A 24,327-nucleotide genomic window follows, 5' to 3' on the forward strand; every position below is an offset into this window, starting at 1 on the left:
GTTATATTTGTTACCTTTAAAATTTTTAATATAAAGAATGAAAAAGATAATTTTATTTGCCTTGTGCCTTTTAGGTGTACAGTTGGCCAAAGCCCAAAGCGACAGGGTAATTACTACAGGAGTTCCGTTTTTGTTGATAGCAGCCGATGCAAGGGCTGCTGCAATGGGCGACCAGGGTGTTGCTACATCATCTGATGTTTATTCCCAGCAGTGGAACCCTGCAAAATATGCTTTCGCACTCAAATCGCAGGGGCTTTCCGTGAGCTATACGCCTTATCTTACCGATATTGCCAATGACATTTCCCTCGGGCAGGTAACCTACTATAACAGGTTTGACGAAAGGATGGCTTTCGCAGGAAGCCTCCGTTATTTCGGATTAGGGGATATAGAGCTGAGGCAAACAGGCGACCCTAACGAGGTTCCTGTGACAAGGAATCCTAATGAACTTGCAGCAGATTTTTCATTTGCGCTGAAGCTGGACGAGCAGTTCTCCATGTCGGTGGCTGCCCGCTATATACGGTCGAATTTAAGGATACCTGAAGCATCAGGGGGTGGCGATTCAAAAGCGGCAAGTACTTTCGCTTTCGACGTTGCCGGTTTCTACCAGTCCGAAGAGGAGGCGTACAGCGATTTTAACGGACGCTACAGGTTGGGTATCAACTTCCAGAACCTTGGTCCAAAGATCAGCTATGATAATGACCCTACGCTTAGTTCGAACTTTCTTCCGGCCAACATGAGGCTTGGTGGCGGATTCGACTTCATTTTTGACGAATACAATAAAGTTGGTTTGAATGCCGAGATCACAAAACTATTAGTGCCAACTCCACAAAATCCTGATAAGAACGGCGACGGTGAGATAACTTCTGAAGAATATCAGCAGACCAACCAGGAGTACAACGATATCAACTGGGTTTCAGGAATGTTTAAATCCTTTGGCGATGCGCCTGACGGTTTAAGCGAAGAGCTTAAAGAAGTTACCTATGCGCTGGGTGCTGAATACTTGTATCAGGATTCGTTTGCGCTTCGCCTCGGTTATTTTAACGAAAACCAGCAAAAAGGTGCGCGTAAGTTTTTCTCGCTGGGTGCAGGCTTTAAGTACACTGTCGTTAAAGTAGATGTGTCTTACCTGTTCTCTGCATCACAGGTGCGCAATCCGCTCGAAAACACACTTCGTTTCTCGCTTACCTTTAACTTTGGCGACGATTACGACGAATATTAGTCAATGGAAAAAATCAATATAACTGCCTCCTTTACTGTTTACGATTCGGTATCCGATCTGCCCGAACCGATACAGTTGCTGATGCAAAAGGCGCTTGCCGTGCGTAAAACGGCCTATGCCCCTTATTCAAAATTTCGTGTAGGCGCTGCCATACAGCTCGATAATGGCGAAGTGGTAATAGGTTCCAACCAGGAAAACGCAGCATATCCGTCGGGCCTTTGTGCCGAAAGGGTAGCGGTATTCCATGCGGGTGCAGCGTATCCTGATGCTAAGATACTTAGCCTTGCCATTACCGCAGCAGCCGATAATAAAGTGGTAGATACCCCAATACCGCCCTGTGGTGCCTGCCGCCAGGCCCTGGCCGAATATGAAATGAAGCAGGATGTGCCGATAGAAATCTACTTTATGGGAGAAACAGGAAAAGTATACAAATCCGATTCCTTAAAAAACCTGCTCCCGCTGGTATTTGACAAGGAATATTTATAATATAGTAAGAGAGGCGAAAGCCTCTTTTTTATTGATTTTTGCCACGAATTCCACGAATTTCCACAAATTTAATTCTCAGGTACAGGAAACGCAGTGTCATCGCGAGGCACGAAGCGATCTTTCCAGGGATAATGAATGGCTGTGCAGAAAGATCGCCACGTCGTTCCTCCTCGCGATGACACTGCGTACTACTGCGACTTTACGGCAATTCGTGAAAATTTGTGAAATTCGGGGCTAAAAAAGCGAACAACTATGCAGGCACGGGTGACTCCTTTGGAGAGGGTTGGGGTGAGGCCTAAAAAAACACAAAATACTTCCATTAAATTTTCAGTTATTAAAGGGAAGTCTTATTTTTGCATTTCGCAAATTTGTGTGAGGAAACTTTTTGCGGTCCAAAAAAACATTTTTTACAAAAATCACATTAGCACAATAATTGAGTAATGAAAGAAATAACAAAAGAGGTTTATCTGAAGTGGTACGAGGATATGCAGTTTTGGAGAAAGTTCGAAGACAAGCTTGCAGCCCTTTACATTCAGCAAAAAGTTAGAGGTTTCCTTCACTTATACAACGGGCAGGAGGCAGTATTGGCGGGCGCATTGCATGCTATGGACCTGTCTAAAGATAAAATGATCACGGCTTACCGTAACCACGTTCAGCCGATAGGTATGGGTGTAGACCCTAAGCGTATCATGGCAGAGCTTTTAGGTAAAGCTACGGGTACATCCAAAGGACTTGGCGGCTCGATGCACATCTTCTCCAAAGAGCATGGTTTCTATGGAGGGCACGGTATCGTTGGCGCACAAATCCCGGTGGGTGCAGGTATGGCTTTCGCCGATAAATATTTTAATACGGGCGGTGTTACCCTTACCTATTTTGGTGACGGTGCTGCACGCCAGGGATCGCTTCACGAAGCCTTCAATATGGCAATGCTGTGGAAGCTTCCTGTAGTATTCATTGTAGAGAACAACGGTTACGCCATGGGTACCTCGGTAGAGCGTACGGCAAACCACACCGATATATGGAAACTGGGCCTTGGCTACGAAATGCCATGTGGGCCGGTGGACGGAATGAACCCTGTGAAAGTTGCTGAGGCGATGCACGAGGCAATGGAGAGGGCAAGAAGGGGCGACGGGCCAACTTTCCTTGAAATGAAAACGTACCGCTACCGTGGCCACTCGATGAGTGACGCGCAGCACTACAGGACGAAAGAAGAAGTGGAAGAGTACAGGAAGATCGACCCGATCATTCAGGTGCTTGAAATTATAAAAGAGAACAACTACGCCACCGAAGCAGAGATAGAGGCAATGGACCAAAGGGTGAAAGACCTTGTGGACGAATGCGAGAAATTTGCAGAAGAGTCGCCATACCCGGACCTTAGCGTGATGTATGACGTTGTTTACAATCAGGAGAATTACCCATTTTTACCCCATAAACTACAATAACGATGGCAAAGATCATTACAATGCCGCGCCTTAGCGACACCATGACCGAAGGTACTGTGGCTACATGGCTTAAAAAAGTGGGCGATACGATAAAAGAAGGCGATATCCTTGCAGAGATTGAGACTGATAAAGCCACTATGGAATTTGAGGCTTTTGATGCAGGTACTTTATTATATATCGGAATCAAGGAAGGCGAAACCGCTGCCGTTGATTCGGTACTGGCAATTATCGGTAAAGAAGGCGAAGATTACAAAGCGCTTCTTGATGGTAAGGCTACACCTGCCGGCGATGCTGAAAAGAAGGAAGAGCCGAAACAGGAAGAAAAGCCTGCTGAAAATAAAGCCGAAGAAAAATCTGAGGACAAACCTGCTGAAGAGAAGAAAGCCGCACCTGCTGCCGGACTTCCTAAAGGTGTGGTAGTAGTTACCATGCCGCGCCTAAGCGATACCATGACCGAAGGTACTGTAGCGACATGGCTTAAAAAAGAAGGAGATGTTATAAAAGAGGGCGATATACTTGCGGAGATCGAAACTGATAAAGCGACGATGGAGTTTGAATCATTCAATGCAGGTACACTTTTAAAAATAGGAATACAGGAAGGCCAGACCGCTGCTGTTGACAGCCTTCTTGCTATCATTGGACCTGCCGGTACTGATGTGTCGGGTATCACAGGCAAAGAAAGCGCTGCTCCTGCTACTGAAAGCAAAAGCGAGGACAAGCCTGCTGAAGATAAAAAAGAAGAAGTTGCAGCTGCAGCCGCACCTAAAGCCGAAGAGCTTGCAAAGGCTGCTGATGGCGGAAGGATATTCGCTTCCCCGCTTGCCCGCAAAATGGCCGAGGAAAAAGGCGTTAGCCTCAACCAGGTAAAAGGCAGCGGTGAGAACGGACGCATTGTACGGAAAGATATTGAGAATTACACGCCACAGGCTGCACAGCCGGCACAACAGGCCGCACCTGCACAACAACAGGCTGCTGCTCCGGTATATGTGCCAACAGGCGAAGTAGCTACCGAAGAGGTGAAAAACAACCAGATGCGTAAAACGATAGCGCGCCGCCTGGCCGAATCGAAATTTACCGCACCGGAGTACAGCCTTACGATAGAGCTTGATATGGATAACGCGATAGCAAGCCGTAACACGATCAATGCAGTACCTGATACCAAAATATCATTCAACGATATGGTGATCAAGGCGAGTGCAATGGCATTGCGCAAGCACCCACAGGTGAACACACAGTGGAAAGACGATGTAACCATCTACAACAAGCACATCAGCATTGGCGTTGCCGTAGCCGTAGAAGACGGACTTGTAGTTCCGGTACTTAAATTTGCCGATAACATGAGCCTTTCACAAATTGGTGGCGCAGTAAAAGACCTTGCCGGAAAAGCGAGGAACAAAAAACTACAGCCTGCCGAAATGGACGGAAGCACATTCACTGTTTCCAACTTAGGTATGTTCGGTATCCAGGAGTTTACATCCATCATCAACCAGCCGAACTCGGCTATCCTTTCAGTGGGTGCTATCATACAGAAGCCTGTTGTAAAGAATGGCCAGATCGTTGTTGGCAATACCATGATGGTAACGCTTACGTGCGACCACCGTACAGTAGACGGCGCCACAGGGGCACAATTCCTGCAAACGCTGAGACAGTATATAGAAAATCCGGTAACGATGCTGGCATAAGCCAAAACAACCCGGTTATTAATACAATACCCGTTCTGGATTTCAGGGCGGGTATTTTTAATTCCTATAATTCGTTAGCAAATTAATTCCCTACGGGAAATTCGACATGGGGTGGTTATATTGCTACCGAAATAGATCCCCTACGGAAAATACTAAATTCAGTTAGTGTCAGCGCCTATCGCGTAGCGATTCAATTTCGGTAGCACCAGATTGGGGAATAAGTGAGTTTCCCGTAGGGAATTAATTTAGGTTAGGAACAATTTTTGCACTGCATATTAAAAATGAAAGGGATACAATGAACCTGTTTAACGACACCGATATTTTCACAGGCAGCAAACCAAACAAAAAAATATTCGACCTGCCGGATACCGACCTAATGCTTTTCGAAGGCTTTTTCACAAAAGAGGAATCAGACTTTTATTATGAAAAGCTGCTCCACACTACAAAATGGAAAGAGGCAGACCTCACCATTTATGATAAGACACACATTATCCCAAGGATGGTTTCATGGTACGAAGATAAAACCAACCCCGGCGCCGACCCAACCGGAAATGACTGGACACCCGAACTGCTTGCTATTAAAGCCAAAGTAGAAGATGAGGTGTCTTTTAAATTCAACGCCGTTTTGCTGAACCTGTACCGTAATGGTAAAGACGGCGTGGGCTGGCATAGCGACCGCACGGAGAATTTCGGCAAGGACAAGGTGATTGCCTCGGTCAGTTTTGGTGAGACACGGCCTTTTCGCCTTCGCCATAAAACCCGTAAAGATATCCCGATGGTCGAGATACCGCTCACCCATGGTGCACTGCTCCTCATGGCCGGTACCACGCAAACGCATTGGGAGCATCATATCCCGAAAACCGCTAAGAACATCCTCCCGAGGGTTAACCTTACTTTCAGGCAGGTGAAGCGAAATATTGTCCTGTAAGCAATAGAAAATTTAATAAATGATGCTATTATGTTTTTTCTTACTTTAGCTAAGTAAAACAATCATTTATGAAAAAAGCATTATTGCTGTCGTTGCTTTCTTTAGGCTGTATAACTATTTCGTTCGCACAGGGCAAATCTTCAAAACCGTATAAAGTTGAAGAGAAAAGTGTAGCCGCTACCCTTAAATACCTTGCATCCGATGAGCTGAAAGGCCGCCAGCCGGGAACCCCCGAGATGGAGATGGCTGCAAAATACCTGGAGCAGTTGTTTGTAAAGAATGGTATCAAACCCTATTTTGCCACATACAGGGACACACTGAAAAATTACCCAAAAACCGCCTACAACATCGTGGGCTTCCTTGAAGGTACAGATCCGGAACTGAAGAAAGAGTTTGTAGTGATTGGGGCACATTATGACCACATCGGCTTAGCCAAACAAGCAGTCAATGGTGATGATATCTATAATGGCGCCGATGATAACGCAACAGGGACTACCACTGTAGCCGAACTGGTAAATTATTACGGCCAGTCAAAATCAAACAAGCGCAGCATTTTATTCTGCTTTTTCTCTGCCGAGGAAGCAGGTCTTCTGGGCAGCTACCATCTTTCGAAAAAATTAAAAGAGCAGGGTTTCAATATTTACACGATGCTGAATTTTGAAATGACAGGCGTTCCGCTTGGAGGCGATATGCTGGCTTTCATTACAGGGTACGGAAGGAGTAATATGGCTGATAAATTCAATGAATATGCCGGTAAAAAGATCATTGGTTCGAATGAGTTCGAAATGAAATACCAGCTATTCAGGCAGTCGGATAATTATCCGTTCTTCGTGGAATTTAATGTGCCTTCGCATACGCTGAGTACGACCGAAATGAGCACGTTTCCATTCTACCACCAGCTTGATGATGAATTTGAAGCGATGGATACTAAGCACATGACTGCGTTCATACAGCAAATGATACCGGTAGTGGATAAAATGGTGAATGCCAAAACAAAAGAGATCGTGTTGAAAAAATAACGTTACCCGGTTAGGCTAAACAGGTGATTATGGTTAACGAACAGTCGGTTAAGGAAACTATAGGATTTCTTTCGGGAGACAAGCTCAAAGGGCGCAAACCCGGTACGCCGGGGATAGAGCTGGCAGCAGGGTACCTCGAAACAAAACTCATGGATGCTGGCATACCGCCTTACTTCAAATCCTACCGTGATGCGATTAGCTACGAAGGAATAGACACCTGTAATATCGTTGGGTGTCTTGAAGGGCGTGATCCGTTGCTTAAAAATGAATATGTAGTCATTGGAGCCCATTACGATCACATAGGAACAGCCCTGGCCGCTGACAGTAAGGGGGACATTATTTTTAACGGGGCCAATGATAACGCATCGGGAGTAGCGGCAGTACTGGAACTGGCAAAATATTTTGCTTCCAATAAAAATAATTATCGCAGCATCCTTTTTTGTTTTTTTACTGCGGAAGAATATGATAAAAGAGGCTCGATACACCTGGCGGAAAAGCTACAACAGCAGGGCCTGACGCTCTATATGATGCTGAATTTTGAAATGATAGGCATGCCACTAGAGGATGGCCTGGTGTACATGACCGGGTTTAGGAAATCAAATATCATTGAAAAATTCAATGAGTATGCAGGTAAAACCTTCTTCAGGCGGATAATGCCGGGAAGTATTGATGTTTTTCTGAATATGGACTCGGATAATCATTCGTTTTTCAAAAAATTTAAAGTTCCTGCCCATACCGCTACTACTTTTAACCGCCAGAATTATATTTTTTACCATAATCTTGATGATGAAATGGAGAACATTGATGTAGCGAATATCACAAGAATAATAAACGAGATGCTGCCCGTTATCGCAACAATGGTAAGCACAAAAGATAAAGAAATCATCCTTAGATAATAATGAAAAATATCATCATTACGGGCACGAGCAGGGGAATAGGCTATGAGCTGGCATTACAATTTGCCAATGCCGGGCATAATGTGCTTGCCATATCGCGAAAGATGCCGCAGGCTCTCCTGGACAATCCTAACATAACCTGCCTGAGCACTGACCTTTCGGAAGAGAATGGGCTTCATAATATAAAAGACTTTTTAGAAAGTGCATGGCATAAAGTGGATATCGTGATCCATAATGCCGGCGCACTTATCCTCAAACCGTTTGCAGAGATATCGGCGCAGGAATTCGAATACATTTACAAGGTCAACGTGTTTGGGGTTGCTGCACTCAACAGGCTTGTGCTTCCTTATATGCAAAAAGGCGGTCATGTGGTTACTATAAGCAGTATGGGCGGTGTACAGGGAACCGTTAAGTTCAGCGGGCTGTCGGCTTACAGTTCCAGCAAGGGGGCGGTGATAACACTGTCAGAACTTCTTGCCGAAGAATACAAAGAGCAGGGGATAGCCTTTAATGTCCTGGCTTTGGGCGCGGTAAATACCGAGATGTTGCAGGAAGCATTTCCCGGGTATCAGGCACCTTTATCTCCGGTTGAAATGGCCGATTATATTTATAACTTTGCCCTTACGGGTAATAATTATTTTAACGGGAAGGTATTGCAGGTTTCCGCAAGTACACCCTAAATTGTAAGTGTGAAGAATGTCTTAGCCCCATATTTGCCGGAGCATGCTGTCGACACGGTTTTCGAAATGATAAAGCTGTATGGCGTCCATTTGAAGATCGTGAACGAGCGGGTTACAAGGCATGGCGATTACCGGCGGGACGAAAGCGGCTACCACAAGATTACTGTCAATTCGAACCTGAACAAGTACCGTTTCCTGATTACGCTGATACATGAAATAGCCCATTTGGCAGCGTTTGAGAAATACGGCCGCAATATAAAACCGCATGGCGATGAATGGAAACTGACCTTCCAGAAGCTGATGGTTCCGTTCATAAGGCCCGAGATATTCCCGAACCAGCTGCTGCCTTTGCTGGCACGCCATTTCAGGAACCCGAAGGCAAGCAGCGATACCGACGCATCTTTATCACTGGCGCTGAAGCAGTTTGACGAGGCAGAATCTGAAAAGACGTACATCTTCCAGATCCCGTACGGAAGTACGTTCAGGATATACAATGGGAAAATATTTAAAAAAGGGGCCCAGCGCGTAAAGCGTTTCGAGTGCCTGGAGGTAAGCACAGGCAGGATGTACCTCTTTAACCCCAATGCCGAGGTGGAATTGCTGCCGTAGTGTTAAATGAAAATTAAACACTTTTGAAATGTGGCGATTTATTAAAATCTTTACTCAACAAAACAACATTAGCCAGTAAAATGAACAAAAACTATTATGCAGTATTAATGGCCGGAGGTGTGGGTTCACGTTTTTGGCCGGTAAGCACTGCGCAGTTCCCAAAACAATTCCATGACATGCTGGGTACGGGAGAAACCCTGATACAAAAAACATTCAGCAGGCTGTCGCAACTGATTCCCGAGGAGAACATACTGATACTTACCAACGAGATATACAACGACATTGTCCTGCAACAGCTCCCGCAGGTAAAGCAGGAGCAGGTGGTACTTGAACCGGCAATGCGCAATACGGCGCCATGCATATTATATGCTGCATTAAAGATAAAAAAAATAAATCCTGATGCTGTGATGGTAGTTGCCCCGAGCGATCACTGGATCGAGGACGAGCAGGCATTTATAAGCAACCTTCAGCAGGCTTTTGATTATGCTCAGAATGAAGATGTGCTCATGACACTGGGCATACAACCTACTTTCCCAAATACAGGCTATGGATATATAGAATATGGCACACAGGATAATAATATTATAAAAAAAGTATTCCATTTCAGGGAAAAGCCTGATTATGAAACGGCCAAAACATTCCTGCAAAGCGGTAACTTCCTTTGGAATGCAGGAATATTTATATGGAGTGTAAAATCGGTTCTGCATGCATTCGAGAAGTTTCAGCCCGGTATGTATTCGCTTTTTGAAAGCGGGTATGACGAGTATAACACCCCTGCCGAAAAAAGCTTTATTGAGGAAAACTATCCAAGATCAGAGAACATTTCAATAGATTATGCGGTCATGGAGAATGCCGAGAATGTATTTGTAGTTCCTGCTGCCTTCGACTGGAATGACCTTGGTACATGGGGCTCGCTGCACGACAAGCTTGATAAGGATGCCAATAATAACACCGTTGTAAATGCGAAGCTTTTTATAGAAAATGCTTCCAACAACATCATAAGGACCGATGCCAATAAAATCGTGATTGTAGACGGCCTGAATGACTATATTATTGTAGATAAAGAGAACATCCTGCTAATCTATCCTAAAGAAAAAGAGCAGGAAATAAAGAAAATTACCGAAATAGTCACTAAGAATTCATAAATCACAATCCGTAAGGTTTTTGTGTTAAAATTTGTAATCGCCTGATTGCCATCTGCAAAGAATAGTTACCTTAGCCATTCAAAAAATTGCGATGGATATAAGATTACCTGCCAAAAAAGTGTTATTAGCCATAATAATGCTTGTTTTTTCTTTGGATTGCATTGCCCAGTTACCCGTATTTACTTTGGATGCAACTCCTGTCGCCCAAACATGCCTGGGTAACGGATCGCTTGCCTTTACGGTTACTGGTAACAATCCGGCAGCGTCCATGGATTATGCGGTATACCTCCTTCCCGATACCACAACCGCTGTAGCAATAGTAACAACTCCTAATGTTGGCGGCCTTGTTGCCGGAAATTACCTTGTGGTGGCTACACAATCTTTAGGAGGCGAATCCAACACTGCTACTGATACAGTAACGATAGGTAATGCTATCGTTCCGCTAACATTTTCCCTTACCCCAACGCCCGTCAGATGTGGTAACGATGGCGCTATAACAGTTAATGTGCTTACCGGTGTTGCAGTTTCTTACGAAATTATGAGCGGCCCTGTTACGGTAGCGCCGCAGCCTTCAAATATATTTAACGGCCTCCCTACAGGAACGTACCATGTGAGGGTACACGATAATTGCGGTGAGGCAGTGGTGATAACATTGCAGCTTGTCCAGGCAAATACCGGGCTAAGCATTGCCCCCGTAGTATTTGCCGCTGGCGAATTGCCGGCATGTGGCGTGATCACGATAGCGCATAACATACAGGTGACGGCCTCGGCTTTTCAGGTTTTTTATCCGCTTACCTGCCAGTTTACGGTATTTCCTCCGGGTGGTGGCGCACCTATAGTCACTACGCAGGTAATAGCAAGCGGCCCTGTGGGAGGCGCCCCGGTTTCTGTAGATATTCCTTTTTACTATGGCCAGCAATATGCCTACAATATTAAGGTTACCGATGCCTGCGGGAACATATATACGCGAAATAATGTAATTGTGAACAAAACACTTTCGTTGGAAGTGCAGCAGGCAGCAGCCAATTGCGGCGACAATGCCTTTACTATAAAGGCGGACTATTATGTAGGCCCCATTACCCTGAATTTCATAACCGCTCCGGCAGGTTTCAACCCGGTCGCTTTTAATCCGGGACACCCAACGTTCGGCGCAGGCCCTGTTCCGTATGGCGATGTAGATACCAACCCGGTGCCCCAGGGAAATTATACCGTTCAGCTTACCGATGCCTGCGGGCACACCGCGACCCAGAGCTTTGTAGTGGAAGACCCCGAAGTAACGCCGCAGGTAGTGCCCCAGGTTTTAGGCTGTGATGCACAGGGCTCGGTTTCTATCGAGATCCCCGGAAGGACTATAACTTCTGTAATAATAACAGCCGCGCCCACTGCTTATCCCGGTACGTTGGATGATGATGTTTCGGAGTTTATAACGCCCACCGGTTTCTTCATGGAAGGACTTCCTTTGGGGCATTATGCAGTTACCGTTACCGATTCGTGCGGAGATGTTTACGAGGAGCAGTTTGACCTGGCCGCTACCGCAGTGCCGCTCTCAGTTTCGCAAAACCCCGGCTGCGAAACCGGATTCGGGTCTATAAGGCTCACAGCACCCGACACGACCATGGTATCCGTGAGGATAACTGCCGCGCCTCCTTCATTTACAAGTACTCTACCGCTTATTGTGACAGGAAATATTGCCACAAACGGGCGTTTTTATATGAATTCCCTGCCCGAAGGCGCCTATACTTTCGAGGTTATTGATAACTGTGGCGCTATAACCAACCAGAATGTTGTAATTGAAGGCTACCATATACAGCTAAATGATGTCGCGATTGTGCCAAGCTGCGGGTCGTTTGCCCTTAGCCTGCACCATACGAGTAACGGCAATAACCTCCAGACCTTCTGGCTACAGCGCTATGATCCTGTTGCCGGGGTATGGGAACACCCTATTAGCGGTGCCGATTATGTTGAAGGTGCGACACCAAACACAAATACGGCCTATTTGCTTAACAACAATGCCAACAATATAAACATAGCTGCTACCGGCCATTTCAGGGTAATCAAGCTGGCCTATATATGGAGCAACGGCAGTGCGGCCAATTTCCGGTGCCTTGAACAAATTTATGAATTTGACTTTGAAGGTGGGCCTGTAATTACCGATGCCTACAGCTTTCCTTGTGCTGGTGGCCTGACGGAAGTGATCATAGTTGCCGAAGGCGTGCCACCGCTTACTTACAGGATAACATTAAAGAACAACCAGCCTTTTGTGATTAACAACGGGACATCCAACCTCTTTTCAGGGCTTCAGCCTGCCACCTATAATTTTCAGGTGACCGATGTGTGCGGCAACATACGCAACATACAATTCGATATCAATTCGCTGGACCCGATAGAACTTATTGCTGAAGGTTTTTGCGAAGGAGAAGCCAGTTCACTGTCGGTAGATGAGTTTTCGTTCCTTAACTACCAATGGTGGAAAGCCGGCGCTCCCGGAACGATACTGAGTACCACAGGCACACTCAATTTTCCGGCATACAATTCAGTTACACAGGCAGGCACTTACTTCGTGAGCATCACCTCGCCAACGGTAGGCTCATGCATCAACCAGGTGCTGCAATACCAGGTGCTTCCTAATACACTTCCTGCTGCGGGCCAGGACGACAGCCTTTCTTTTTGTAATGACGGGCAGGCGCTTAATCTCGCCAGCTACCTTTCTGCACCACACGATGCCGGAGGTACATGGGAAGACACAGATACTACAGGTGCGCTCTCCGGAAGTACGTTCAATACAGCAGGTGTTGCGCCCGGAATGTACCGGTTTACTTATAAAGTAACAGGCTTATGCGATCTGGAAGATGAAGCGGTTATCTCCATAGAGCTTAAAGCAAGGCCGCAGACACCGGTTATTGCTCCGGTTGCTCAGGTTTGCGAAGGCGCTACAGTACAGTTTTCGGTTGCTGCGGTTACGGGCGCCACATATCAATGGACAGGCCCCAACAATTTTACATCAACACAGCAAAACCCTGCAATTGTCAATAGCACCACCGCCAATAGCGGAAATTATTCACTGGTTATTACCGTTAACGGATGTGCCTCCCCACCGTCAACAGTGGCAGTAACGGTCAATTCTGTGGCTCTTGCGGGGCAGGATAACAATCTTTCCTTTTGTAATGACGGCCAGGCGCTCAACCTCGAAGATTTTCTTTCATCCCCCCACAGCAATGGCGGCACATGGGCCGACGTTGATAATAGTGGCGCACTGGCAGGAAGCATGTTCAATACTACAGGCCTTGCCGCTGGAACCTGGCATTTCAGGTATACGGTAACCAGCGCCTGCGGTAGTTCCGACGAATCCGTTATAACCATTACCCTTAAAAACCGGCCACTGGCACCTGTTATCGCACCAATAACTGCGCTATGCGAAGGTGGCACGATACAGTTTTCGGTTACTACAGTTCCCGGTGCAGCATACCAATGGACAGGCCCGGGCAATTTTACCTCGGCACTCCAAAATCCGGTAATTGCTAACAGTACAGCCGCGCACAGCGGTACCTATTCGCTCACAGTTACTACAAATGGCTGCGTTTCGCCGCCCTCGGCAGTGGTTGTTACAGTTAATACAATCCCTCAATTTACATTAGCAGGCAACACACAAATATGCGAAGGGCAGGGTTCGGTGCTTTCTGTTATTCCGGGTAATTTTACGCCTAATGCTGTTGTGTATACATGGTACCACGACGGGGGCCAACTGGACGGTATTGTAGCTAGTGCGATAGAAGTATCTGAAACTGGCCTTTATAAGGTTGAGGTTAGCAGTAACGGGTGTACGTTGTCAAGGGAAATTTCTGTAGTGCAAAACACAAATGCATTTACAGTTGAGCTGGAATCGGGATGCCGTAATACAGAATATGTCATTACTGTTGCCAACCTTTCCGATATGCCGGGCGCTTCGTTCGCATGGACAGGCCCGCAAGGATATTCGCATACAGGGCAGGAGGCTGTTATTACCGACGGTGCATCAGGCGAATATTTTGTCGAAGTTACCAATGCTGAAGGCTGTAGCCAAAATGCCTCAATAGTTGTAGGCAATACCAGCTGCTTTATACCACGGGGCATTTCGCCGAATGGCGACGGGCTTAACGATTCATTCGACCTTTCGAACCTTGACATCAGGCATATAGAAATTTTCAACAGGTATGGGCTTCAGGTATATGAAAAGGACGAATATATCAGTGAATGGCACGGGCAATCCTATAGGGGAGAGCTTCCTACGGGTGTCTACTACTATGTACTCACGCTATCGGCAGGAAAAGAAGTAACCGGATGGGTGTACCTGCAACGCGAAATAAAGTAACCACATTAACGCAACCTTTTACAGTGCCGAAGGACTTATCTATAATGTTACCTGTTATGAAAAGCCTTTAAAATTTAGTATAGGCCTAAAACATAATGATTTGAAAATCAATGTTTTTTATTTTTATTAAATAATTTTTATGTTAAAATTCGCTATTGTGGGGTGTGATTTTAGCATTTCGGCTGTTATACAATTGTTAAAGCCCTCTTCCGCGATTAGCCGAATAGGGCAATGGCACGTTTTTATAGACTGTACCTTTGTTTTTTACCGCAGCAATATTTCTTTTAAAATAGTAACATCACGCGAATATTCAGTGGCATCAATAGCGATACCATTGTTGAAAAATAAAACCAACTTAAATAAACATTATGCAGAAACAACTATTTTTTAAATTATGCTTGCTGCTTAGCCTTTTTTGGGGGCTTCAGTCGTTCGCGCAGCTGGATCCCTTTACAGTCGAGGCGACCCCTACACCGCAGACCTGTTTAGGCAATGGTACCCTGACTTTTGCATTAACCGGAAAAACACCCGGTTCCGCAATTGCTTACGAAGTTTATTTGTTGCCAAACACAACTACGCCGGTTACGGTAGTTACAACAAATACGGTGAACAGCCTTGTGGCTGGGGATTATCTTATTATTGCCACACAATCGCTTGGCGCTAATACGAATACAGCGACCGATACAGCAACTATCACCAACGCGATACAGCCATTAACATATGTCATTACACCAAGGCATGTACGCTGTCCGGGCGATGGAGGGCTTACTATCAATGTAACTTCCGGTACAGCCGCCAGCTACGAAATTATTTCAGGGCCCGTTACTGTACCTCCCCAGACAAATAGTAATGCATTCAACAATCTGCCCGTAGGCACCTACCAGGTTAAGGTTACAGATACTTGTGGTAATGCAGTAGTAGTTACAGTGCAGCTTACGCAGGTGCCAACAAGTGTACTTATAGACCCGCCAAATTTTGTAGGAGGGGAGCTTCCTGCCTGTAACCAGATTTCGGTAGACCATTTTTATGGCACGGTATCCGGTAACCAGATATTTTTCCCGCTTACTTTTGAATATACAGTATTCCCTCCGGGAGGTGGCGCGCCCATTATAGTTACACAGACAGCAGCATCAGGGACGAATGACAACAACCATGTCTTAGCCAATCTTCCTTTCTTCCATGACCAGGAATACACGTACAATCTTAAAGTAACCGATGCCTGTGGCAATGTGTTTGTCCGGAATGGCAATATCATCGATAAGAAATTTGATTTTGAGGCGCTTCCTAAAAACGAAAGCTGCCACAATTTTTATTTTACCCTTGCGCCAAGTGTGTTTAAGGCCCCATACACGGTATCCTTTATCAGCGCTCCGGCGGGATTTAATCCCACGAGCTTTAATGCTGCTTACCCTACGCACAGTGGCCCGACTACAGATTACGGATCCGATTCCAATCCTGTTCCTTTGGGATCGTATACTATAAAAATAACCGATGCCTGCGGACATTCCGAAACCCATATACTGGCACTTACAGATGAAGCTACCCCATCCGTAGTAAGCACCGTAAGCGCCTTAACCTGCCTTGGTCAGATAGGCATTACCGTGGGAAGCAGGAACATCGCTACTGTCATAATTACAGAGGCCCCGCAGGCATATATAGATGCCCACCCTCCCGGTTTGCCGGATGATGTGTCAGAATTTATTATACCGGGAATGGGATTCCTTCAGGGGAACCTCCCTATGGGGACTTATAAAATTACTATAATAGACGAATGTGGCGATCAATATGAAGTAACAGAAACAATACAGCCTTCTGCTGCCGACCTGGTGCTGAATGATAACCAGCGTCCCGGCTGTGCCTTGGGCAACGGGTCTGTAAGGCTTAGCACATCGGAAAACGATCTGGTATCTGTTACGATCATTGGATTTCCGGGATCGGGATTTGAAGGGCCTTTGGATGTTTCTGCCAATATTAACCCCGTGGATGGCGACTTTTATATGAATTCGCTGCCGGCAGGTAGCTACACGTTCCAGACGGTTGATAACTGCGGAACATCACGAAATAAAACGATAACAATACAGGGTTTCCAGGTTGTGGCTAACGATGTAGAATTGATACCCAACTGCGGATCGTTTAATGTTAACCTGCACCATACCAGCAACGGCTCTAACCTGCAGTCATTCTGGCTCCAGAAATATAACGAAGTTACAGGTGCATGGGGACATCCGGGAACCGGGGCGCCTTATGTGGAAGGATCATTGCCTTCAAATGCCAACTCGGTTTTCCTTACCAACAATACGACCAATATCAACCTTGCTTATACCGGCGAATTCAGGATACTCAAGGTATTTTATGTTTATAGCAATGGATCGGCGGCTAATTTCCGTTGCTTCCAGGTAATCGACACTTTCGAATTTGATGGTGCGCCGGTTATCGATGGCGCCTACAGTTTTCCTTGTGCCAACAACACCTCTGAAGTAATAATAGATGCCAGTGGCGTTGGTGCGCTTACCTATGAGATCACTACCAAAAATGGCGATCCGTTTGTCGTTAACAACGGGACATCAAACCTTTTCTCCGGGTTGGAGCCGGGAACGTATAATTTCAGGGTAACTGATGTTTGCGGTAGTTCACAAAATTTCCAACTCGACATCAATGCGCTTGCGCCAATCGAAATACAGGCAGACGGATTCTGCGAAGGCCAGGACAGTACACTCTCCGTACAAAATTTTACCTTCCTTGACTATGAATGGTATAAAGAAGGCGCTCCGGGAACAATACTAAGTACGACTAATGTGCTGGATTTCCCTGGTTTTGATGCTGCCGATGCAGGAGAATACCACGTAACGATATCATCAGATAATCCGGGTTCGTGCATCAACCAGACGCTTGATTATACCATTGTGCCGAATGCTTTGCCAAATGCGGGTAACAACAGCACTATTTCATTATGTAATACAGGCAGTTCGCTCAACCTTGCGACATACCTCAGTTCCCCTCACGATGCCGGAGGGACATGGGCAGATGTAAGCGGTTCGGGTGCATTTGCAGGTACAACATTCAATACTGCGGGTGTAGCCCAGGGTACTTACCAGTTTACCTATACTGTTACCAGCGCTTGTGGCGTTGACGACGTGGCGACCATAAGCATACAGCTTAAAGACATTCCGGGTGCACCTGTGGTACCGCCAATCGGCACGCTTTGCGAAGGCGCTACTATAAACCTTACCACTACTGCGGTAGCGGGCGCGGTTTATGCATGGACAGGTCCTAACAATTTTACATCAGCACTGCAAAACCCAGTAATCGCAAATGCCACAACGGCCCATAGCGGAAATTATTCGCTTACGGTTACTGTAAACGGCTGTGCGTCCTCAACAACTACAATAGCTGTACAGGTTAATGCAGTCCCTGTAGCAGGTAATGATAACAATATCTCACTATGTAATGATGGCGATTCGATAGACCTTGCAGGCTATCTTAGCACACCTCACGATGCGGGAGGCACATGGACAGATATGAACGGTACAGGCGCTTTAACAGGCAGTACGTTCAATACCGCAGGCGTTGCCGCCGGAACCTACCAGTTTAAATATACAGTAACAGGATGTGGCCCGGATGATGAGGCCATTATAACTGTAGAACTTAAAAACAGGCCTGCCGCACCGATAGTGGCAACAGTTCCCCCGGTATGCGAAGGCAGCGATGTACAGCTTTCGGCTACAGCCGTACCTGGCGCAGTGTATGCATGGACAGGCCCGGGCGGATTCACTTCTGCTGCACAAAGTCCGCTTCTTGCCGGTGCATTACCGGCCGCTACAGGTAATTACTCGCTTACCGTAACGGTCAATGGCTGTACTTCGCCTGCATCTGTTGTTGCTGTTGTGGTTAATCCCGCCCCTCAATTTACTATAGACGGAAACGCGGCAATTTGCGAAGGCCAAAGTTCATCGCTTTCTGTAGTTCCGGGTAACTTTAATTCGAACGATGCTACTTTTAAATGGTATCAAGACGGTGTGCTTCAGCCGGCAGCAACTACCGCTAATATTGAGATATTCGAAGCGGGTGTTTATGAAGCGGAAATAGAAGTTAACGGATGCAGCACTTCCGGACAGTTTGAAGTTATTCTAAATACCAATGCCTTTACTGTTACACTTGAGGCAGGATGCATTGACTTTAATTATATCATCTCTATTGTGAACGTTAATGATATTCCGGGTGCGAGCTTCGACTGGACCGGCCCAGATGGGTATACCTCTACAGGCGAGTCGGCAGATATTACAAACCTTGCCAGTGGCGACTATGCTGTGAAGGTTACCAATGCCGATGGCTGTAGTGCAGAAGCGTCGATAACCATTGATAATACAGGTTGTTTCATTCCAAGGGGTATATCTCCTAATGACGACCAGTACAACCAGAGCTTCGACCTTACCAACCTTGACGTTAGGGATCTTATGATCTTTAACCGTTACGGAATAAAAGTATATGAGAAAGAGAATTATAAAGATGAGTGGTTCGGCCAGTCAGAAAAAGGTGACCTGCCAACAGGCACTTACTTCTACGTTGTTACCCTTTCAGAAGGGAAGCAGGTGACAGGCTGGGTGTACCTTCAAAGGGAGGTGAATTAAAAACTCCCTAAAATTAACGAAGCCCGTTCCTGAAAAGGAGCGGGCTTCTTATTTTTAAATATATCAAAATGTATTTACAACGCGTATAAACTGCGCCTTATATCAAATAATTATTTCTTGTGGTCTTCTTCCTCGCTTTCGGCAAGCAGGCTTTCGCGCACTTTCTTGAAAAGGTCTGAGGAGTAAACAAATTCGACAATCGATTTATTCCGTGTTTCGAGGATTTGCGTGTTGTCGCCTTCCCATTCTTTAATACCGTTTTTAAGGAAAACGATTTTTTCCCCAATCTGGAGTACCGAGTTCATATCGTGCGTATTGATTACCGTGGTAATATCATATTCTTTGGTGATTTCCTGTACCAGCTCATCAATAACGATAGATGTCTCCGGGTCGAGGCCCGAGTTGGGCTCATCACAAAAAAGGTATTTAGGGTTGTTTACAATAGCCCTCGCAATCGCTACCCTTTTCTGCATACCTCCCGAAATCTCATTGGGAAATTTTTTATTCGCATCTTTCAGGTTTACCCTGTCCAGTACTTCGTTTACCCTGTCTCTTACTTCCTTGGTCCGTTTTTTGGTAAACATCTTTAACGGAAATCCCACATTGTCCTCCACAGTCATAGAGTCGAATAGTGCGCTTCCCTGGAAAACCATCCCTATCTCGGTACGCAATGCCCTTTTTTCATCAGGGTTAAGTTCAGAGTAGATCCTGCCATCGAATGATATAGTGCCGGAATCCGGTGTATGTATACCAAGAAGCGTTTTTAGCATTACCGTTTTACCGGAACCGCTTCGCCCTATGATGAGGTTGGTCTTTCCGCTTTCAAAAGTGGTAGATATTCCTTTCAATACCTCAGCATCCCCAAATGATTTCTTTATATCTTTTACTTCTATCATCAGCTTAACATTAATTGGGTTAGTATGTAATTGATCAGGATGATGGTAACACTGGTCCATACGAACGATGTTGTACTTGCCTTACCCACCTCAAGCGCCCCGCCTTTCATGTAAAATCCATGGAACGAGGGCACAGTAGCCAGTACCATACCAAACAGCAATGTTTTAAAGAATGCGTAGAATATATGGTACGGTATAAAGTCGGTCTGCATACCCTGGATAAATTCTTCACTGCCAATAAATCCGCCGTAAACCCCTGCAACATAGCCGCCAAACATTCCGAGGAACATGGCTAACGATATTACAAACGGGTAAAGGATAAAGGCCACAATTTTAGGGAATACAAGGTAGTTCAGGGAGTTAACCCCCATAACTTCCAGTGCATCGATCTGTTCGGTAACACGCATGGTACCTATACTCGAAGTGATATACGATCCTGCCCGCCCTGCCATGATGATGGAAATAAAGGTAGGTGCAAACTCTAATATTACCGACTGTCTGGTTGCAAATGCAATAAGCATTTTCGGGATCAGCGGGTTGGTAAGGTTCAATGCCGTCTGTATTGCAACAACCGCCCCGATAAAGAACGAAATGAATGCTACGATGCCAAGTGATCCTATTATAAGGTCGTCGACTTCCTTAAAAATAAGCGGCTTCATAACCTTCCATTTGGTTGGTTTGTTGAAGACCTCTTTCAGCATCAGGAAATAACGGCCTATCTGGTGTAATGCTCTAATCATTTATACTTAAAAATAATGGCTAAAGTACCGAATTGTACCCAGTATCTAATATTAGTTAATAGTTTTTTAATACTTTACTTATTAAAAATTTTGCCCTTCATTTTATCCCAGCGGTACCTCCGGATAAATTTTGCCTGCTCCCGGGTCACAAGCATAGCTTTCCCCTGGCTCTTTGCTTTCAGGAAGCCGTTGATATAATCAATAAAAAGAAAAGGCTTCTTTTTCCGTAGGGCAAGCTTGGCGCCTGCGATAGCCGTTATCATGAAACCGTAACCCAAAGCATAAAAAGCCTCGCCCTGCTTGTAGCGCGCTGCTTTGTTGTAGCTGGCTCCCGTTGGCTTCAGGTGCTTTACTTTCAGGCTTTCGATAGTTATTACTTCCCATCCGTAAAATTTGGCAAGGAGCTCATCTGCAGTATCCCAGCCCATAGCCGGCTTTAGTTTGCCTATCTGCAAAAAGCACTCTTTCCGGTAGGCTTTAAATGCCCCGCGGATATGGTCTTTATCGGTGAGGTTTTCCAGTATCCAATGTCCATCCTTTTCAATGTAGGCAAATCCTCCAGCCATTCCTGCCTTCTCATTGCCAGTAAAAGCGTTCAGTATTATTTCGAAATAATTTTGGGGCAGAATAAGGTCGGCATCCAGTTTTACAATAACGTCATAATTTTCGTCCAGTGTTTCATAACCCGTATTGAATGCCTGTATCACCTTGCTTCCCGGCAGGTGTATGGCATCCGATTGTTTATTTACCAGGTGCAGCCATGGGTGTTGGGCGGCAAATTCAGAAACAATGGCTGCCGTTTTATCAGTCGAATTATCGTTAACTACAACAGCTTTTGCAGGAAGCACAGTTTGCCCTGCCAGTGATTGAAGCATAGCGCCAATGAAAGAAGCCTCGTTGTAAGCGGGTATAATAACGTAATAATTCATTTTGTAGCAGAATAGGTGCAAATATCCTTATTTTTGTGGAAGAAAAGCGAAACATTGGATAAAAAGGTTATTGTAATTATTGTCATATACAACGGTATGCGATGGATCGATAAAAATATCACATCGCTGCTGGCATCATCATATCCGGTGAGCATTATAGCTATTGATAATAATTCAACCGATGATTCTGTTGCGCTTTTGGAAAAGTACCCACAGGTTGAGCTTGTCAAATCCCCCGATAACCTGGGTTTTGGCAAAGCCAATAACATCGGTATGAAAATGGCGCTGGAGCAGGGTGCTGATTACGTTTTCCTCCTCAACCAGGACACATGGGTTTTTGAAGATACAATAGGGAGCCTTGTAGGAAAAATGAAATCAGATGCCGCCTTTGGTATAATCAGCCCTATGCATTATTCAGGGAATGGAGTGGATTTTGATAAAAGTTTTGAAACGTATTACGGCAGAAAGACCGCAGCGCAAAAAGGTATAACGGTTGTCCCGTTCGTCAATGCGGCAGCCTGGCTGGTTAGCAGGGAATGCACAGCGAAAGTGGGTTATTTCGAACCGCTTTTCGGGCATTATGGTGAAGACCGGAATTACTGCGACCGTGTTAAGTATCATAAATTCCTTATCGGAATTGATCCGGATTCTAAGATCGTGCACGACCGTGTAATAACCCGAAGCTTTAATAAAGACCTTACCCAAAGCAAATACAAAATACTGGCAACGCTCATCGACCCAAATCACAACCTAATCAGCGCTTACGCACAGGGACTGAAAGAAGCGCTTGGCCTGCCTAAATATTTCGGCAAGTTTTATAACAGGGCAGAAGTAAAGCAAATGCTGGGAGAATTACTGAAATACTACAGGAGCTTTATATTCAAACCGGGGCAAATCCTTGCTGCCAGAAAACGTGCCTTGTAATGGAAAAGCAAAAAGTAGCACCCATAAAGCAGGTCGTGTGGTTTGCCATTATCAACTATTTGGGTACAGCCATAGGTGTGGTTTCTTCGCTGCTCATTTATCCCAGGAATTTTGAGTTCCAGGGTATCGTGCGTTATATCGACAGTATTTCGCAGTTGTTATTCCCGGTAATGGTTTTGGGTGCCAGCCAGTCGCTTATTAAGTTTTACCCTGCACTCAACGAGCAGCGTCAAAAACAGCTGTTCCTGTACAGCATTTTTTCGGTTGGGGTTGTCGGTACTATGGTATTTATTGGCATAATGCTGTATGAGAACCTCGGCGAACCCGAATATAAAGGCCTTGTCTATTTTGCTTTCCCGATAGCTGTTGCCCTTGCATTCGTAGAGTTGTTTAAAAAACAACTCCAAGACCTGCAAAAGATCGCGTGGCCTGCCATGTTCGAAAAGCTGATACCCAAACTGGTGCTGCCCGCCGCCTTTTTACTACTGGTTTATAATGTTGTAACACGCGATGCCGCACTGTGGATCTATATGTGCGGGTTTGTTCTCATATTATTTTTAACAGCCATCTATTTATTTAATCACTATAAGCCGGGATTCAATTACCGCTTTAAAACACTGTTTGGCGAAATATCGCGCAGGGAGTATTTGCGCTACAGCCTGTATTCCCTGGTCGGAAGCCTGGGCTCATTGCTGGCTTTCCGTATTGATGGGCTTATCATCCCGAAAATGATATCGATGGAAGCCAATGGCGTATTTAGCATCGGGGCTATACTGGCAACAACGCTACAGATACCTGCCGTGGGTATGTTTGCTCTCTATGCGCCCATCATTTCCAATTACCTCAAAAACCACAATATTGCCGAGCTTAATGTAAAATACAAAGAAATTGCCCGGCTGTTATTTTTCATTGGGGCATTGTTGTACGGCTGCATTTTTATTGGAATCGAAGACCTGTTCCGGCTTATGCCCGATTACGACAAGCTGAAAGCCACCATCCCGATTATTGAGATCCTTGGTTTTAGCGTGCTTGTTAATATGGCTACAGGATTTAACGGCGAAATTATCACCTATTCAAAATACTACCGCTTTAACCTTGTGGCGGTGCTGCTTCTCATTGGTGTAAACGTATCGCTAAACATCTATTTCATAGGTGCCGGGTACGGTATCACGGGTGTGGCCTGGGCTTCCTTTATCAGCATGACGCTGTTCAATATCAGCAAACTGCTGTTCATTTACAACAAATTCAAACTGATCCCCTTCGATAAAAAGTTTTTTGGGATGGGTGCTATCTTCGCTGCTACAGGGACGCTTATATATTTTCTTCCCAACAGCGCATCGCACCTTATTAATCTCATATATAAAACCGGCCTTTATATGGCAGTTACAGCAGTAGTTGTTTACAGGCTCAGGCTCGTCTACCAGGTAAATGTTTCTGTAGATAAAGTTTTGGACAAAATAAAAAGATAGATTTTTTGGGCGTGTCCTTCCCCCGCTAAGGCCAACGCATAGGCCGGGCCATCAGCTGTATCCCTCCGCAAGCTACGGGGATGCCGCATCTGTCCCTCACGCAAACGTCCAACTCATATTTTCGATCCACATCATCCATACGAAAAGACCCCAAAGGTTTTTTGAAAACATAGGTGTTCGGAAGACAAAAGTTCATTGAAATATTTTCATATATTAGATTTATAAACTTGATTATGCCAAAGAAAATAAGCGTAAGTTCTTTGTTGAAACTAATAGACAAAGATGTT

17 protein-coding genes are annotated in these 24,327 nt (G+C 45.4%); 14 read left to right on the forward strand and 3 right to left on the reverse strand.

The window, feature by feature from the left end:
* Positions 1-37 precede the first annotated feature (37 nt).
* From porV to AAEO56_RS18850, 12 genes are all read left to right on the forward strand, one after another.
* The gene (gene porV / locus AAEO56_RS18795; protein WP_341698623.1) at positions 38-1,219 is read left to right on the forward strand and encodes a type IX secretion system outer membrane channel protein PorV; all 1,182 of its coding nucleotides are present in this window, start codon (positions 38-40) and stop codon (positions 1,217-1,219) included.
* 3 nt (positions 1,220-1,222) lie between these two features.
* Complete coding sequence (gene cdd, locus AAEO56_RS18800) at positions 1,223-1,705, forward strand: cytidine deaminase (protein WP_341698624.1); 483 nt, start codon at positions 1,223-1,225, stop codon at positions 1,703-1,705.
* A gap of 440 nt (positions 1,706-2,145) precedes the next feature.
* Entirely contained in the window at positions 2,146-3,147 is a 1,002-nt protein-coding gene (pdhA, locus tag AAEO56_RS18805; protein WP_341698625.1) for a pyruvate dehydrogenase (acetyl-transferring) E1 component subunit alpha, read from the forward strand.
* Positions 3,148-3,149: 2 nt separating this feature from the next.
* Positions 3,150-4,829: a pyruvate dehydrogenase complex dihydrolipoamide acetyltransferase gene (locus AAEO56_RS18810; protein WP_341698626.1), complete on the forward strand. Its 1,680-nt coding sequence runs from the start codon at positions 3,150-3,152 to the stop codon at positions 4,827-4,829.
* A 295-nt stretch (positions 4,830-5,124) separates the two neighbouring features.
* Positions 5,125-5,757: an alpha-ketoglutarate-dependent dioxygenase AlkB family protein gene (locus AAEO56_RS18815; RefSeq protein WP_341698627.1), complete on the forward strand. Its 633-nt coding sequence runs from the start codon at positions 5,125-5,127 to the stop codon at positions 5,755-5,757.
* 68 nt (positions 5,758-5,825) lie between these two features.
* Complete coding sequence (locus AAEO56_RS18820) at positions 5,826-6,776, forward strand: M28 family peptidase (protein WP_341698628.1); 951 nt, start codon at positions 5,826-5,828, stop codon at positions 6,774-6,776.
* A 29-nt stretch (positions 6,777-6,805) separates the two neighbouring features.
* Positions 6,806-7,672, forward strand: coding sequence for a M20/M25/M40 family metallo-hydrolase (locus AAEO56_RS18825; RefSeq protein ID WP_341698629.1), 867 nt, complete (start codon positions 6,806-6,808; stop codon positions 7,670-7,672).
* A 2-nt stretch (positions 7,673-7,674) separates the two neighbouring features.
* On the forward strand, positions 7,675-8,352 hold the full coding sequence (locus AAEO56_RS18830; protein WP_341698630.1) for an SDR family NAD(P)-dependent oxidoreductase: 678 nt from the start codon (positions 7,675-7,677) through the stop codon (positions 8,350-8,352).
* A gap of 9 nt (positions 8,353-8,361) precedes the next feature.
* Positions 8,362-8,961, forward strand: coding sequence for a SprT-like domain-containing protein (locus tag AAEO56_RS18835; protein ID WP_341698631.1), 600 nt, complete (start codon positions 8,362-8,364; stop codon positions 8,959-8,961).
* A gap of 80 nt (positions 8,962-9,041) precedes the next feature.
* Positions 9,042-10,106 carry a mannose-1-phosphate guanylyltransferase gene (locus AAEO56_RS18840; RefSeq protein WP_341698632.1) on the forward strand — a complete coding sequence of 355 codons (1,065 nt, stop codon included), beginning with the start codon at positions 9,042-9,044 and terminating at the stop codon, positions 10,104-10,106.
* Positions 10,107-10,197: 91 nt separating this feature from the next.
* Positions 10,198-14,454 (forward strand): gliding motility-associated C-terminal domain-containing protein, encoded by a 4,257-nt coding sequence (locus AAEO56_RS18845; RefSeq protein WP_341698633.1) that lies wholly within the window; start codon positions 10,198-10,200, stop codon positions 14,452-14,454.
* Positions 14,455-14,822: 368 nt separating this feature from the next.
* Positions 14,823-19,082: a gliding motility-associated C-terminal domain-containing protein gene (locus AAEO56_RS18850; protein WP_341698634.1), complete on the forward strand. Its 4,260-nt coding sequence runs from the start codon at positions 14,823-14,825 to the stop codon at positions 19,080-19,082.
* Between the two features lie 110 nt (positions 19,083-19,192).
* Here AAEO56_RS18850 and AAEO56_RS18855 read toward each other — a convergent pair whose 3' ends face one another.
* The 3 genes from AAEO56_RS18855 to AAEO56_RS18865 all read right to left on the reverse strand — a co-directional run bounded on the left by AAEO56_RS18855 (position 19,193) and on the right by AAEO56_RS18865 (position 21,647).
* Positions 19,193-19,978, reverse strand: coding sequence for an ABC transporter ATP-binding protein (locus AAEO56_RS18855; protein ID WP_341698635.1), 786 nt, complete (start codon positions 19,976-19,978; stop codon positions 19,193-19,195).
* Positions 19,978-20,718, reverse strand: a complete 741-nt coding sequence (locus AAEO56_RS18860) for an MlaE family ABC transporter permease (RefSeq protein WP_407934972.1) — start codon at positions 20,716-20,718, stop codon at positions 19,978-19,980. The genes AAEO56_RS18855 and AAEO56_RS18860 overlap by 1 nt, the downstream gene beginning before the upstream one ends.
* A gap of 74 nt (positions 20,719-20,792) precedes the next feature.
* Positions 20,793-21,647, reverse strand: coding sequence for a glycosyltransferase family 2 protein (locus AAEO56_RS18865; RefSeq protein WP_341698636.1), 855 nt, complete (start codon positions 21,645-21,647; stop codon positions 20,793-20,795).
* 33 nt (positions 21,648-21,680) lie between these two features.
* Here AAEO56_RS18865 and AAEO56_RS18870 point away from each other — a divergent pair, with 33 nt between their 5' ends.
* Both AAEO56_RS18870 and AAEO56_RS18875 read left to right on the forward strand, forming a co-directional pair.
* Positions 21,681-22,571, forward strand: a complete 891-nt coding sequence (locus AAEO56_RS18870) for a glycosyltransferase family 2 protein (RefSeq protein WP_341698637.1) — start codon at positions 21,681-21,683, stop codon at positions 22,569-22,571.
* Complete coding sequence (locus AAEO56_RS18875) at positions 22,571-24,040, forward strand: lipopolysaccharide biosynthesis protein (RefSeq protein ID WP_341698638.1); 1,470 nt, start codon at positions 22,571-22,573, stop codon at positions 24,038-24,040. Before AAEO56_RS18870 ends, AAEO56_RS18875 begins: the two co-directional genes overlap by 1 nt.
* The last annotated feature ends 287 nt before the right edge of the window (positions 24,041-24,327 follow it).

The sequence above is a fragment of the Flavobacterium arundinis genome, assembly GCF_038289855.1.
GTDB lineage: Bacteria > Bacteroidota > Bacteroidia > Flavobacteriales > Flavobacteriaceae > Flavobacterium > Flavobacterium arundinis.

Bases quoted from the DNA above. Each gene is read 5' to 3' on its own strand.
- porV (WP_341698623.1), top strand. From the start codon at position 38: ATGAAAAAGATAATTTTATTTGCCTTGTGCCTTTTAGGTGTACAGTTG.
- AAEO56_RS18855 (WP_341698635.1), bottom strand. From the start codon at position 19,978: ATGATAGAAGTAAAAGATATAAAGAAATCATTTGGGGATGCTGAGGTA.
- AAEO56_RS18830 (WP_341698630.1), top strand. From the start codon at position 7,675: ATGAAAAATATCATCATTACGGGCACGAGCAGGGGAATAGGCTATGAG.
- AAEO56_RS18875 (WP_341698638.1), top strand. From the start codon at position 22,571: ATGGAAAAGCAAAAAGTAGCACCCATAAAGCAGGTCGTGTGGTTTGCC.
- pdhA (WP_341698625.1), top strand. From the start codon at position 2,146: ATGAAAGAAATAACAAAAGAGGTTTATCTGAAGTGGTACGAGGATATG.
- AAEO56_RS18825 (WP_341698629.1), top strand. From the start codon at position 6,806: ATGGTTAACGAACAGTCGGTTAAGGAAACTATAGGATTTCTTTCGGGA.
- AAEO56_RS18810 (WP_341698626.1), top strand. From the start codon at position 3,150: ATGGCAAAGATCATTACAATGCCGCGCCTTAGCGACACCATGACCGAA.
- AAEO56_RS18850 (WP_341698634.1), top strand. From the start codon at position 14,823: ATGCAGAAACAACTATTTTTTAAATTATGCTTGCTGCTTAGCCTTTTT.
- AAEO56_RS18815 (WP_341698627.1), top strand. From the start codon at position 5,125: ATGAACCTGTTTAACGACACCGATATTTTCACAGGCAGCAAACCAAAC.
- AAEO56_RS18860 (WP_407934972.1), bottom strand. From the start codon at position 20,718: ATGATTAGAGCATTACACCAGATAGGCCGTTATTTCCTGATGCTGAAA.
- AAEO56_RS18840 (WP_341698632.1), top strand. From the start codon at position 9,042: ATGAACAAAAACTATTATGCAGTATTAATGGCCGGAGGTGTGGGTTCA.
- AAEO56_RS18820 (WP_341698628.1), top strand. From the start codon at position 5,826: ATGAAAAAAGCATTATTGCTGTCGTTGCTTTCTTTAGGCTGTATAACT.
- AAEO56_RS18865 (WP_341698636.1), bottom strand. From the start codon at position 21,647: ATGAATTATTACGTTATTATACCCGCTTACAACGAGGCTTCTTTCATT.
- cdd (WP_341698624.1), top strand. From the start codon at position 1,223: ATGGAAAAAATCAATATAACTGCCTCCTTTACTGTTTACGATTCGGTA.
- AAEO56_RS18845 (WP_341698633.1), top strand. From the start codon at position 10,198: ATGGATATAAGATTACCTGCCAAAAAAGTGTTATTAGCCATAATAATG.